The organism is Bradyrhizobium sp. UFLA05-108 (genome assembly GCF_059803455.1).
Genome location: NZ_JBANAZ010000025.1, coordinates 1 through 13,240 on the forward strand (window position 1 = coordinate 1; position 13,240 = coordinate 13,240).

The window sequence follows — 13,240 nt, forward strand, 5'->3', positions numbered from 1 at the left end:
CCCGCCCACCAAACGGCCGGTCGTCGCGGACGTAGGTCCAGATATGCCCTTTGACCGTCTGCCCCTTGGCCAGGATCGGCACCGTGGTGTCATCGCCGTGCAGCCGCTCGGCGGCCAGGATGTGGCGTTCGATCAGCCGATAAAGCGGCTGCAGGGCCGCCGCACAGGTGCCGACCTGGTCGGCCAGTGTCGACAGGCTCAGATTGATGCCCTCCCGGGCGTAGCGCTCGCTCTGCCGGTTCAAGGGCTGATGCTGGCCGAACTTTTCGAACAGGATCATGGCCAGAAGGTTGGGCCCGGCGAAGCCGCGCGGGGTCACATGGAAGGGCGCCGGCGGCTGGGTGATCGTCTCGCAGTCCCGGCACGAGAACTTCTCGCGCACCGTCTGGATCACCTTCCACTGCCGGGGAACGACCTCCAGCGTCTCGGTGATGTCCTCGCCCAGCTTTGACAGCTTGTTCGAGCCGCAGCAGGGACAGCTCTCCGGTGCGGCGACCACGACCCGCTCGCGCGGCAAATGGTCGGGGAACGGTTTGCGCGACGGCCGCGTGCGCTGGAAGGATTTGACGGACTGTGTCTTGGCCGCGGCCTGCTCGGCCGCCAGTTCGTCCTCGGTTGCGGTTGCTTCCAGCTCTTCGAGCTGAAGCTCCATCTGCTCCAGGAGCCGTGCCTTGCGCTCCGAGCGGCTGCCGTAAATCTGGCGGCGCAGCTTCTCGATCTCGAGCTTGAGGTAACTGATCAGGGCCTCGGCCGCCTTCGCGTCGGCAGCTTCCGCTTTGGCGCTCGCCGCGACGGCTTCCGCTTGAAGGCGCGCGGCGCGCTCCGCGAGGATCATCGCATGCGCGGCGGCAAGATCGGTGGGGAGCGATTCAGATGCGGTCACGGCGATGATGGAATCACATCCATCACGATCCGGGAAGCGCAAAGCCTCATCCGACCGATGTCGGCCGCCACGTCTCTTGTGGGTGCCTCCAATCGATTCCGGACAGAAGATAACCGAGTTGCGCCGACGAGATCGTCACCACACTCTCGGCCGGGCTCGGCCAGATGAAGCGGCCCCGCTCCAGGCGTTTTGTGAACAGGCAGGCGCCCTGGCCGTCATGCCAGATCACCTTCAGCAGATTGCCCCGACGCCCGCGGAAGCAAAACAGGTGGCCGCCCAGCGGGTCGCGGTGCAGGATCTCCTGAACCTGCAATGCCAGCGACGGAAAGCCCTTCCGCATGTCGGTATAGCCGGTCGCGAGCCATACCCGCACGCCGGCCGGCAACGGGATCATCGCCGCCCGCTCGATAACGCAGCGACAGCCGTTGTCAGCGTCACCGCGTCAATCGTGCCGGTGATCCGCATCCGTACTCCGGTCACAAACTCAATCTCGATCGCGCCCGCAGCGGCCAGTTCAGTCGGCATTGGCGCTGTTGGCTCTGCTTCCGGAACCACCAATGCCGGAATGAAGCCAGTTGGCTGCTCGGCGCCACCCTCCTGCCTGGCTCGAAACAAGCGTCGCCATTGCAGCAGTTGCGAGCGTGAGATGCCGTGCCGCCGGGCTGTCGCAGAGACTTGGCGTACCCCTTGCAAACTCTCAACGACAATCTTGAGCTTCTCGTCTTCGGACCAGCGCCGCCGCCGCCCGGTCTCGACCACCCCAAGCCGTTCAATCTGAGCACTGTGAGTATGCCTGTCCATAAGGACAGTTCTCAACACAACGGTCCACCTGACAAGGCGGCCCCCAGCGGAGGATTACTATAAAAGTCCTGCTGCAGTCGGTGAAAGACTGCCGCAATAAGTAGGAATGTGTGCGTATCCATCAATCGCGCGAGATCATGAAACTCGATCACAATGATACGGAAGCGACGAAGAGTTTCGCGCGAAACATTGAGCAAAATGGACCACTCCGCGCCCTCGATATCCAATTGTGGAAGCAAGTCGCCGTTAATTTTCCAACTTGCTGGATCTACCCCAATCATCCAGCGTAATTGTCGTCTCGTTGTTAACTGCACCGAGGAACTTCTTCGCAAACTGAACCATCTCGGAATCCCGGGAGCTGCGTTTACGGAACCATCGGCCAGCAAGCAGGGAATGCCTCTTCAATAAGGCCAGCTTCACAAGCGAGGCGCAATTATCGACGCCGGGCGAGAAGCGGGCGACCATGCCGGCAAGATCATCAGGCACCAGATAGCCGCCATCCCCGTGGTCGCCCCTCGGATCAAATCGTACTCCAGTTTCATCGGGTGCAGCTTGGCGATGAGGTCCCGCACGATCCGTCCGTTTGGCAGCAGCAAACGAACGATATTTTGACAGCGTCGGGCGGGCACTTACGCGTTACCTTAAGATTTTTCGGCAACATGCCGTAAAGGCCAAAGAGCGGCCGCCCAAGCATATTTTAATTATATTTTTTGTTTAATTTTTAAATCGCCACACAAATCCATGCGCGGCGTCCGTTGCCTCCAGTGGAGCTCCGGAAACATGGCCTACGATCGTTTGGCGCATAAATTCCGTCCAAAGCAGTGAGCCCGCAGGCCCCCCTTTGCAATGCGACTGTCAATGATAGTGAGCTTGGTCATCGGGTGTGGACCATCTTATCGAGAGGACGGCCGCATTCGTTTCTCATTGCTCGCCCGGATCTTCAGTCGATCTCTGCTCCTGTCCGCCTGTAGAAATGCACCGAATGCTCGCCCCGGCCCGCGGCTTGCCAATAGTCGTATAGTTCGAGCCAAGGCTGCCCGCCAAACACCTTGCCCTGCTCCTCGTTGCAGTTCACAAATGCCAACCGAATGCGACGGTGCTGACTGTCGTGGTCCATCTTTTGAAGCACGGCGGCCAGCGTCGAGGCGCCGAAGGGACAGAAGAAGTACAAAGCAGTCGCTTCGGTGTAATCAAACTCCTCGGCGGCGCCATTATGCACAAGGACGGGCACCCTGCGTCCGCGCATTCGTGCCGCATTTGTCTGCGCTTCCTTGCAAAAATCCTCGCAATAATCGATTCCCACCACCTTCCTGCATGGGCGCCGCGCCGCACAACACAATATCCTTCCCTTGCCGCAACCTACATCGACGAAGGTATCCGAAGGCTGCAGCGAAAGATGACGAAGAACCCTGTAAACCGCTGAATAGTGGATTGTGGCATAGTGCACGGCATCGGGCTTGTCGACCTCGGCAATTCCTCTCGTTGATATATTGAGTTGAGCTTCCCAACGGAAATTATTGAGACGCTCAAAGATTTGGTTTCCGGCGCCCAACATGAAATCCCTCCGCTCGGCGATCTGTAACGGAACGCTGGCTGGATCCACGCGGCTCAATGACCTCGCTCGGTCATTTTCATATATTAAATAAAATAGTCAAATCGAAAGGCTTTAAATTTGGATTAAAGTGTCGTAACATCAATCAAAATGATTCCGCGCATATTATATTTAATTGTCGATTCTGAGGTGTGTGTTGAGCAAAGAGATAGATAACGTAACGTTTGAGTTCGCCGTCGATCACGAATTCCGTGAAGAGTTGTTTCGCGAATGTCGCTTTGTTCTGAAGGGCGGACGACCGAGGTTCGTCCACTGCGTTTTCGTGGACTGCATCTTCGAACCGGCCTTCTCAACCGACCCGTGGGCTGGCTTGCTGCAGACCTGCATATCGACGAAAAGCGAATCGATAGACAAGCGAATTTGTAAAACGAGGTGATTGACGCGACCCCAAACCGGGCACGGGTCGAATTGGTACCTCTTGCTATTGCGTCACCCACTTGAAGGCCTCCGCTCTGGAGCGACAGTCAATCAACACAGAACGCCAGTGTTGCTTCTTCAGGATTTTCTACAAAGATACTCATTTCGACATGATCGTAGAGGCGGATAGTCCCGAAGCTCACGGCTAAACCTGCTTGAGTGGGAAACCGATTCATGGCCGCTAAAGGCGTCGTGTTTTTATCGATGCTTTGTTTCGTGCATTTGAGTTGTGCCAAGAGCCTCACCCCGGCTCCGGTTGATTTTGGCTACCTAGCGACCACGCCTGCCGTAGCGGAAACTGTTGTCCACCCTGTCGCTCTCGTCTCACCCGCCAATGGCACGAACGTTTCGGATACGACCAATGCTTCGGAGTTTAGCGGCGCGGCGGGTGTGCCGTTTCATGTGGAGGGCACGACTCTTGATGCCGACAATCTAAACGGACCTTATGAGGCCTCTCACGAGACTGCCAATTTGGCCGACGCCACACACATTCTCTCGGCCCAATCCGGTAGTGCGGCCAAAACGTCAGCGACGAATATTTCGATCGAGGCCAACAACACGCAGGGCACGCCGATACCCATAGCCACGGCGTCCTTCTGTCTCTCAGAAGCCGCTGTAAAGTACGCCCTCGGTGCAGAAAAGGTGTGGTACGACCCCAACCTCTCAGGAGGAGCGCACCAACACGTGTTTAACAACGCCGAAGTGATGAAGGCGATAAACTCCTTCTGTGGCGACACTAGAACTGACGCCGCACTCCTGCAGCAAATTCGGTATGTTCTGGCGCCGAGCCGGGGGCCGACGGCGACCGGCGGCTACCAAGATCAAAAGCAAATGGGCGGAGCGATGATGTTCCTCTTGGCGAAGAACACGCCGCGCATTTGGAATCAGCTGACAGCGACTGAAAAAACTTTGATAAGCATCAACATGGAAGCGTCGATGTATAGCTCCGTGCTGACGACGAAGGACGTGGTCCACGCCAACATCGTGGATGACATGGCCGGCGATCCCAATGATCGCGATTACAACCCGAATATTCAAAACGGAATGATCGGGATGATCATCATGACCACGCTGTACTGGGGCGCCGATCAGTTCGAAGCGAAACTTGCGGCCTACGACGACGCGGTTTTTATCGCTAAACTGAGGCAATACGGTATGACCAATCTGCTGTGGACATACACAAATCCCCATCGGCCGTCGGGGGCGGTTATTCAGGCCGGCCTGAGACAGATTGTGAACGGCCACATCTACTCGTTCCACGGGATCACTGAGCGCGATCTCCTTCAACTCTTCGGCTACATTGCGGACCGAACGTTCTCGAAAACCGTGGCATGCGGTTTGAACGGCGGCGCGGGAATCGGTGGTGCGGCCAGGATCGTGCGCAATTGTGATCTCCTACCGAATGCAGGCGCGCAAGGAATGCTGTTCGAATTCGACTCCGTCGATGCAGAAGGCCAACGCAGCTCCGCGGGCTACTCTTGGGATTCCTGGTATTCGCTCCTCAACGCGCGCGCAGCTATGCAAATGTTTGGAGGTTTAAATTCATCGAGCCTACAGACTCTACTCACGATAACCGCGTCTGATGGCGAAAAACGCATGGACGATATCATCAACCGGTTTTTGATCGGCACGAAGGATATGCTCTTTAAACTTTCTCCGGCGGCCAACCAGGGGGGAGGGTATATTTCCTATTCGCATGCTGAATCTGAGGGAGTTATGGTTTTCGATTCCCACACCGTACGGTCGAGGGGTTATACCGGCGACGCGGCTATATTAAATGTTTTGCAAGCGAACCTGGGCAAGCCCACAGTTCCCTAGCTGGCACATTCGATGAGGCTGCCCTTGCGATTAGGGCGGCCCCGGGATCACGCCGCGAAAGATATCTTCGAGCCTTTCGGCTTCGGGAGGTGGCGGAACTAGGATTGACGACCGCGATAGGGACCGCCGCAAAGGCAACGAATGAGGATTGCACTCCAGAGCCCTGGAGGACGGTGAGAGCCTCACAGACGTGTTGGCAGAAAATCGGCGCCGCGATTCAGCCCCGGCAAGCACTGCCCCGCAATCTAGAGGCTGACCTCAGCGCCCTCCAAAAATCACTTGCAGGTCTATTTAATTGTGTTTTAGATTAAATGAGATACATTAAATCTAGTTATTTTACGAAGCTGGGACGCGGAGGTAAGACCATCGATACCCGAAGGAGCAGTGGCCGGCAGCAGCCGTCCAGCGAGGAAGGAAACGCGAATTTTGAAGGGCGCGGCGCACGTTCACAGCGGTTAGCTGATGACAGGCCCAACACTGAATCTCGACTGTCAATCATCATTGTGACCTACAACAGTGCGCGTGTTCTACCAGGCCTGCTGGATTCCTTGCCGGCCGGACTGGAGGGGGTGAAACAGTTCGAAACAATCATCGTCGATAACGACTCACGTGATGGTAGTGTCGACATCGCAACCGCTCATCCGGTCCGACCGAGAGTAATCAGAATGGGCCGAAACGCCGGCTATGCCGCGGCCATCAATGCAGGAACCGCCAGCGTTGGCCCCGATGCAAATTTGTTAATTCTCAATCCGGACGTCCGTCTCACCCCCGGCGTAGCGAGGTTGCTAGTTGATCGGCTGATGGACTCAGCCGTTGGTGTAGTGGTGCCGCGAAATTTGGCGGAGAATGGAACGACTTGCTGGTCAATTCGCCGAGAGCCCTCCGTTGTGACCGCATGGACGGACGCCATTCTAGGCGGAACATTGGCTGCCCGGATTGGCACAGGTGAGATGGTCGGCGATCCTGCGGTGTACGATCGGGAAGGCCCGATCGATTGGGCAACTGGAGCGATTCTTGCGGTTTCGGCGGAGGCACGTCGGATCGTCGGCGATTGGGACGAGTCGTTCTTTCTGTACATGGAAGAAGTCGACTACATGCGAAGGGTGCGGGAGTGTGGATTTTCCGTGGTGTACGTGCCAGAGGCGAAAGCGATCCACATTGGAGGAGAGTACAGCGAAAATCCCCGGCTTTCGGCCCTGTTGTCAGCCAATCGAATTCGGTACCACCGCAGGCGCCACGGTGCGTTATCGACGGCTCTATTTTGGCTAAGTGTCATTCTAGGGCAAGGCATCCGTGCCCTTCATGGACCGAGCGGACACAGGGCCGCCGTGCGAGTAGCACTGATGCCCTGGACATTGCCATCTGAGTACCGAGTACCAACGGTCTCCTCGGATCGTCGCGGCGGTTCGTCCGCTTCGGAGATCCAGCAAATGGAACCATCAACGTCCGCACTTGAAAGTGAGCGACATTAGCAATCTTTTTTGCGCAGGCGATTTCCTTGACCAACGAATGACCAATTCTTAGGCCGACTAACTTACATTTGGAATCGAATAGACACAGGTGATGCGGGCCGCCAGGAGAATGGTCATGAAGCGTATGTCCGTAATTACACCCAGCTTCGCACCCGATTTCGAGTTGTGCAAAGATCTGCACCGGTCGATTCTCGAGTACGCGCCTGAATCAGTCCACCATCACATCATTGTGCCTAGATCGGACATCTCGCTCTTCCGACGTCTCGCCGGCCCCCGCACGCACATCCGCTGCGAAGCCGACTTCCTGCCCAGTTCATTTGTACCCATGCCTTTGACCAAGTTCACGGTCAATTTGCGACGGCCGATCCCGCCGGTCCGTGGCTGGATCCTTCAACAAGTAGTCAAGCTAGCCGCCGTCGCCGCAAGTGAGGATGACGTGGTACTGCTCGTTGATTCCGACATTGAACTCATCCGGCCGTTCAGTGTAGAGACGTTCATCCACAATAAAACAGTTCGCTTTTATAGAAAGCCGAACGAGATCGACCAAAGACTGCCAAAGCACGTGATTTGGCACCAAGTCGCCCGCGCGCTGCTCGGGCTGAAGCCAGCTCCGCCGCCGCATGCCGACTACATCTCGTCACTCCTAGCTTGGGATCCGGCGATCGTTCGCCAAATGCTCGGAAGAATAGCGACTGTGACAGGTCGCCCATGGGCCACCGCTATCGCCGGGCAACTCCATTTCTCCGAGTGGACGCTCTACGGCGTGTTCGTGGACGAAGCGCTGGGTGCGCTCGCCAACTCGTTCGCTTCCGAGGACCCCCTTTGCTTGGCCTACTGGAATGAGGGCCCGCTGAGCAGGCAGGGCGCCATAGATTTCATCCAACGCGCCAAATCTACCGATATTGCTGTCATGATATCAGCGAAGTCCCGCACCCCGCTAGCGGTTCGGCGCGCCGCCTTCGCCGGACACCGAACCTGGGTTGATCCATCAGAAGCGGTCCTCCTGCCGAACGTGCAAGGATAGTCGATCCAGGCCTTGAGCGAGGGGCGCTTTGCTTGGCCTACTGGAATGAGGGCTCGCTGAGCAGGCCGGACGCCACTAGTTTTACCAACGCGCCAAACCTACCGATGTTGCTGTCATGATCTCTGCGAGAGTCACGCCCCCGTTGGCGGTTCGGTGCGCAGCCTTCGGAGCATCGGGCGTTTACTACTCCGTCAACAAACGCGGGCCGACCAATCTGCACCCTATCGATAGAGCACTCGCTGGAGAGCGTATCTACGGCTCGTGATCCTGAGCGCATTCGGAGGCGCCCGCGCACACTCGGGGCTGGACGTCGCTGCCAATTGCCGCACCCAGACGACCGGCTCCAGCCACGAAAGCCCCGGTCTTGCAGCCTCGTTTGAAAAGCGCCTCGTAGGCAGCAATCAGTTTCGGCTCTTCATGCTCCCACGATAGCTCGTCGCGCGTGCGCCGGCGTCCGTGCATACCCATCTCTCGACGACGATCTGGATCATCAATGAGTTCTAGGATCTTGTTTCCAAAGTCGATCGTATCAGTATTACGGGCGTAAAGAGAGGCCGATTGCGCCGACACTCGCCCCTCCGATAGATCGAACTGCACGATTGGCTTGCCTAGCGCCATGTACTCCATGATCTTGTTCATCGTAGACATGTCGTTCATCGCATTGGGGCGATCCGGGTTGACGCAGACGTCCGCGGTCGAAAGCACCGTGAACAAGGTCGTGTCGTCCACCCTGCCGGTGAAAGTCACAAATTCTGAAATGCCCATCTGCGCACAAACCTGCTTTAGCGACTCCAGGTTTGGTCCCGCACCCATAATGACGAACTGGACATCCCTTCGTTGTCTCGTGGACGTTATGTGCTTGATCGCCTCAAGCAGGAGGTCGATGCCTTCCTGTTCCCCGATGACGCCGACATAGCCGACGAGATGCGACCGGCCATTGCGCCAGGCGTTGTCGGGAGGCAATTCGCGCACCCGCGCGAGGTTCGGTCCGGACCGAACGACAAACACGCGATCTGGCCTCATTTTGCCGCGCTGGACAGCGACGCGGGCATAGGACAAATTGGTGGCGATGGAGATGTCAGCTACCCTGAACGTCGCTCGTTCGAGAAGAACCAGCGCTTTCCAAATCAGCCCGCGATGTCCGAATTTTGCTTCGAACAACTCTGGGTTCAGATCGTGATGATCGAACACAAACTTCTTGCCGAACAGATACTTATAGAAGGCCCCGATCAGGAAAATAAGATCCGGCGGATTGCAGGCGTGAATCACATCAAAACCATTCCGCGCGAACACCTTGAGCGAATAGGCAAACTCCCAGAATAGCGCGCTGCTGTATTCGGCGAGATAGGCGAGCTTGCCCTTGGCCTGGACCGGCAACGGATGGCGATGGATTTCGATCCCGTCGATCAGTTCGAAGGGAGTCTCCGCGAGCGGACCACGAGGACAAATCACTGACACCTCGTAGCCGGACCTGCGCAGCGATTGCGCCTCCGCCCAGACACGACGATCGAATGGCACCGGAAGATTTTCAACAATGATCAGAATCCTCCGCGGCCGGAGGCTACGCGTGTCGTCAACACTGGATGCCATTGTCATGATCGCCAGACCAGCGATTTACCAACAAATGCCGCGATAATTGATTCCGGTCTGCCCGTCCGGCCTGATGCGCACAAGATCGATGATTATTTTCTCGTGACCGATCAAAGGCGACGAATTCTTCTGAAACTCCTCGCGGTTTCCTACCACTAGAACCTCAGCAAAGTCGGCGAGTTCGGTCATTGTCTCTCGCAGCAGGCAGGCAATATGCGGCAGGCGCCTGATCAACTCATCTCTGTTGACCCCTGTGAGTCGCGACAAACGAATGTTCGAATCATAGATCGCGAGTTCATAGCCGCGTCCGATCAATCTTTCTGCAACCTCCAGCATTGGGCTGTAACGCAGATCGTCCGTGTCCGGCTTGAAGCTCAGGCCGACGAGACCGATACGCCGCTTTCCGGTCGCGGCGACAAGTCGAAAGGCGCTTCGAATCTGGTTCTCGTTCGCTTGCAGAACGGCATCAAGTAAGGGCGTGTCAATGTCGACCATTTTTCCGGCATGGCGCAAAGCGCTGACGTCCTTGGGCAAGCAAGAGCCGCCGAAAGCGAATCCGGGTTTGAGGTACGCCGGCGAGATATTGAGTTTCGTATCGCTAACCAGAGCCTGCATTACTTCGTGGCTGTCGACGCCCATCGCTTTGCAAAGCAGTCCCAACTCGTTTGCAAAGCTGATCTTCGTCGCATGCCAGGCATTGTTTGCATACTTGACCGCCTCGGCGGCGCGAATTGACATGACTTGGGGGGCTACAGAAAATTTTTCATGGATATCCATGAGCCGCCGAAGCGTTTGCGGGTCATCTTCGACGCCGAACACGATCGCTCCCGGATTATCATAGTCACCTATGGCTGTTCCTTCTCGCAGGAATTCGGGAAAATAGGCAATTCCAAAATCTCGACCAGCTTGCTTGCCCGATGAGCGCTCCAGCATGGGTATGATCAATTCTTCCATCGTGCCCGGCAACATCGTCGAGCGCATCACAACCGAATGAAAGTTCGTGCTCTTGCGGAGACTCTCCCCAATCTGCTGCGCCACCCGGCTCACGAACGCCGTTTCGAGTGAGCCATTCTCTTGCGAAGGGGTTCCGACGCAGATCAACGAGACGTCGGTTGACAGGACGGCCGCCAAAGGGTCGGTCGTTGCCTTCAATCGACCAATGCGGACAACGGCATCGATGTTTTCACTGAGCCATGGCTCGACGATTGGCGACAGACCTTCGTTCAGGATGTCGACCTTCTCCTGGTTGACATCAACGGCCACCACTTCATGCCCGTCGCGTGCAAGGCAGGCTGCAGACACTGTCCCGACATAGCCGATGCCGAAGACGCTGATTTTGAGCTTGGCTGAACTATCTGAGAGAATATTTTCCTGAGGATCGACAAAGCCTGCGATGTCCTGCGCCGTCTTGACCTGGCTGTAGGTTAAGCCTTCCATATTGAATGCCTCCGACGACGTGCAAAATTATTGCAATTTAAATTATGATCGTTTAAATGGATTATAATTTAAAACCAAGGATAAACAATAGGTATTTAATGCGCCAAAGTAGAAAGACTTATGTTTATCAGAATCCGCCTTTCTGGCGGATAAGAAGCGTACTGCTCCTGCGGCGATGCGGGCGGCGCCAGACCTGCGGCTGTGGTCTGCCTTCGCGCGGGCGTTCGAGCAGTTGCTCCCGTTGTTCGGACTGTGCTTGAGGAAACCATGATTTCGATTGTCGTTCCCGCACACAACGAGAGCTCGGTAATAGCGCGAACGTTAGGTGCATGGGTTAGCAACTCGGGTTCAGACGAGATGGACGTGGTCGTCGTTTGCAATGGGTGCACCGATAACACGGCGGACATCGCGCGGCGCTTCAGTCCAACGGCACGTGTTATCGAGACCGAGGTCGCGAGTAAGACTCACGCCCTAAACCTCGGCGATCAGATCGCTCGCGCCTTCCCGCGTATTTACGTTGACGCCGATATCGTCATCAGTCTCGATACCATTCGGGTTTTGGCAAGCCGCCTCGCGCGGGGCGACGTGTTGGCCGTGGCACCAACGCCCGAGATCGATCTAACCGGCTGCTCTTGGCCAGTGCGCAAATACTATGGCATTCGATCCAGACTGCCCTCGTCCCGCGAGGGAATCGGTGGGTCCGGCGTCTATGCTTTGTCCGAGGAAGGACGCAAGCGTTTTACCGGATTTCCAGACCTCATTGCCGATGACATTTACGTTCGGCTTCAGTTCACACCGAAAGAGCGAGAGACCCTCCCCTCCGCTCAGTCCACGGTATTTCCCCCACGCACGATCTCACAGTTGATTACGGTCAGAACTCGTGCCTATGCCGGGATATTCGAGCTCTCTCGCAATTTTTCCGAGCTCCACGCAAATAAAGGCGAAGCAAATCATCGGACGGTCGTCGCATTGTTCAAGGAACCTCGCATGTGGTCCGGATTGTTGATTTATTGCCTTGTCAATATGCTAGCCCGATGCAGGGCTAGTATTCGTTGCTGGGCTAGAGCTTCTGTCTGGGACCGGGACAATAGTTCTCGCCTCGCGCAAACGGCAGCTTCGTCCAAATGATCACCGTCAAGCGACTGTCGAAGGAAACGTGGGATGTGCTGACGCCCACGTTTCGTGATACTTCCTATCGCCAACTCAGCGGCTATGCCGCTGCCGCGGCGCGCCGAGTCGGCGCGAGTTCTGAACTGAACGGATTGTTCGAGGATCAGACTCTGGTCGGCCTCGCTGACGTTCGCGTCAAGACCGTTCCGCTGACGCCCTTCGGAATTGGCTATTTGAGCCATGCTCCCATCATCAGGAGCGACAGCAGCTTCTCAGCCGAAAAGTTCGGGCGCTGTGTCGAGGCACTGCGTCGGGAGTACGTCGAGCGTCGGCGGTTGGTTCTACGCGTCGTCCCGGCGCTCGTCGGTGGCCGATTCCAGGAGATCCAGATGACGACGCTGGAGGCCAGCGGGTTCCGGCATTGCACGCGGCAGAGCTCTCGAGGAACCTTCATTCTCGATCTGGCGAGACCGCTTGCCAGCATACGAAAGGATGCCGATCTCCATTGGCGTCGCAACCTGGCCAAAGCCGAGAAGGCGGACATTCGGGTAACTCGGTCGTTCGAGCCGGATGACTTTGACCAGTTCGAGCGCATATTCCTCGAACTCACCAAGCAGAAGGACTTCAAGACGAACCAGGACGTGCGCTTCTTCAAGAACGTTCAGCACGAGCTCCCAGCGGATCAGAAACTCGTTTTGCACCTTGCCTGGCATCAGGGGGAACTTGTTGCGGGGCACCTCGGCAGCTTCGTGGGCGACACGGCCATCTACCTGCTCGGTGCGGCTAATTCCAAGGGACGCGATCTGCGCGCCTCATACCTCCTGCACTGGACCGTGATCGAACACGCGCAAAGAACCGGCAACTGCTACTACGATCTGGGTGGTATCGATCAGCAGCGGAATCCAGGCGTTTTTCGGTTCAAACAGGGATTGAACGGTCGTGCCGTCACTGACGTCGGCCCCTACGAGTGCAGCCCCGGTAGTTTGCAAAGTGGCGTGTTGAACTTCTTGGAGGCCGCGCGCGACCGGTTGCTGGGTTAGTTTAGTTAGCCCTAAAACCCGCAAAGATTTGCATGA

The 13,240-nt window shown here is 56.7% G+C and carries 12 protein-coding genes; 5 read left to right on the top strand and 7 right to left on the bottom strand.

Annotated elements, in window-relative coordinates; translation table 11 throughout:
- The 5 genes from tnpC to SO140_RS19410 form a co-directional block, all read right to left on the bottom strand.
- On the bottom strand, positions 1 to 835 hold an 835-nt coding region (gene tnpC / locus SO140_RS19390), incomplete at its 3' end, for an IS66 family transposase (protein ID WP_498542952.1).
- Between the two features lie 94 nt (positions 836 to 929).
- Entirely contained in the window at positions 930 to 1,277 is a 348-nt protein-coding gene (gene tnpB / locus SO140_RS19395) for an IS66 family insertion sequence element accessory protein TnpB (RefSeq protein ID WP_449381373.1), read from the bottom strand.
- Positions 1,274 to 1,684 (bottom strand): IS66-like element accessory protein TnpA, encoded by a 411-nt coding sequence (tnpA, locus tag SO140_RS19400; RefSeq protein ID WP_449381372.1) that lies wholly within the window; start codon positions 1,682 to 1,684, stop codon positions 1,274 to 1,276. The genes tnpB and tnpA overlap by 4 nt, the downstream gene beginning before the upstream one ends.
- 246 nt (positions 1,685 to 1,930) lie before the next feature.
- Positions 1,931 to 2,170, bottom strand: a complete 240-nt coding sequence (locus SO140_RS19405) for a hypothetical protein (RefSeq protein ID WP_498542953.1) — start codon at positions 2,168 to 2,170, stop codon at positions 1,931 to 1,933.
- A 454-nt stretch (positions 2,171 to 2,624) separates the two neighbouring features.
- Positions 2,625 to 3,239, bottom strand: a complete 615-nt coding sequence (locus SO140_RS19410; protein ID WP_474799972.1) for a class I SAM-dependent methyltransferase — start codon at positions 3,237 to 3,239, stop codon at positions 2,625 to 2,627.
- 648 nt (positions 3,240 to 3,887) lie between these two features.
- Here SO140_RS19410 and SO140_RS19415 point away from each other — a divergent pair.
- From SO140_RS19415 to SO140_RS19425, 3 genes are all read left to right on the top strand, one after another.
- Positions 3,888 to 5,531, top strand: a complete 1,644-nt coding sequence (locus SO140_RS19415; protein ID WP_474799970.1) for a hypothetical protein — start codon at positions 3,888 to 3,890, stop codon at positions 5,529 to 5,531.
- Positions 5,532 to 6,019: 488 nt separating this feature from the next.
- Complete coding sequence (locus SO140_RS19420; protein ID WP_498542959.1) at positions 6,020 to 7,003, top strand: glycosyltransferase family 2 protein; 984 nt, start codon at positions 6,020 to 6,022, stop codon at positions 7,001 to 7,003.
- Positions 7,004 to 7,118: 115 nt separating this feature from the next.
- Complete coding sequence (locus tag SO140_RS19425; protein WP_474799968.1) at positions 7,119 to 8,027, top strand: DUF6492 family protein; 909 nt, start codon at positions 7,119 to 7,121, stop codon at positions 8,025 to 8,027.
- Positions 8,028 to 8,279: 252 nt separating this feature from the next.
- Here SO140_RS19425 and SO140_RS19430 read toward each other — a convergent pair whose 3' ends face one another.
- Positions 8,280 to 9,617, bottom strand: coding sequence for a glycosyltransferase family 4 protein (locus SO140_RS19430; RefSeq protein ID WP_474799966.1), 1,338 nt, complete (start codon positions 9,615 to 9,617; stop codon positions 8,280 to 8,282).
- 24 nt (positions 9,618 to 9,641) lie between these two features.
- Positions 9,642 to 11,054, bottom strand: a complete 1,413-nt coding sequence (locus SO140_RS19435) for a nucleotide sugar dehydrogenase (protein WP_474799964.1) — start codon at positions 11,052 to 11,054, stop codon at positions 9,642 to 9,644.
- A gap of 267 nt (positions 11,055 to 11,321) precedes the next feature.
- On the opposite strand from SO140_RS19435, the gene SO140_RS19440 reads away from it, so the two are divergent.
- On the top strand, positions 11,322 to 12,182 hold the full coding sequence (locus SO140_RS19440; protein ID WP_474799962.1) for a glycosyltransferase family 2 protein: 861 nt from the start codon (positions 11,322 to 11,324) through the stop codon (positions 12,180 to 12,182).
- Positions 12,179 to 13,204, top strand: coding sequence for a lipid II:glycine glycyltransferase FemX (locus SO140_RS19445; RefSeq protein WP_474799960.1), 1,026 nt, complete (start codon positions 12,179 to 12,181; stop codon positions 13,202 to 13,204). Before SO140_RS19440 ends, SO140_RS19445 begins: the two co-directional genes overlap by 4 nt.
- Positions 13,205 to 13,240 lie beyond the last annotated feature (36 nt).

What these genes read in the sequence shown, in the direction of transcription:
- tnpB (WP_449381373.1), bottom strand. Translation starts at nt 1,277, where the DNA reads ATGATCCCGTTGCCGGCCGGCGTGCGGGTATGGCTCGCGACCGGCTAT.
- tnpA (WP_449381372.1), bottom strand. Translation starts at nt 1,684, where the DNA reads ATGGACAGGCATACTCACAGTGCTCAGATTGAACGGCTTGGGGTGGTC.
- SO140_RS19410 (WP_474799972.1), bottom strand. Translation starts at nt 3,239, where the DNA reads ATGTTGGGCGCCGGAAACCAAATCTTTGAGCGTCTCAATAATTTCCGT.
- SO140_RS19415 (WP_474799970.1), top strand. Translation starts at nt 3,888, where the DNA reads ATGGCCGCTAAAGGCGTCGTGTTTTTATCGATGCTTTGTTTCGTGCAT.
- SO140_RS19425 (WP_474799968.1), top strand. Translation starts at nt 7,119, where the DNA reads ATGAAGCGTATGTCCGTAATTACACCCAGCTTCGCACCCGATTTCGAG.
- SO140_RS19430 (WP_474799966.1), bottom strand. Translation starts at nt 9,617, where the DNA reads ATGGCATCCAGTGTTGACGACACGCGTAGCCTCCGGCCGCGGAGGATT.
- SO140_RS19435 (WP_474799964.1), bottom strand. Translation starts at nt 11,054, where the DNA reads ATGGAAGGCTTAACCTACAGCCAGGTCAAGACGGCGCAGGACATCGCA.
- SO140_RS19440 (WP_474799962.1), top strand. Translation starts at nt 11,322, where the DNA reads ATGATTTCGATTGTCGTTCCCGCACACAACGAGAGCTCGGTAATAGCG.
- SO140_RS19445 (WP_474799960.1), top strand. Translation starts at nt 12,179, where the DNA reads ATGATCACCGTCAAGCGACTGTCGAAGGAAACGTGGGATGTGCTGACG.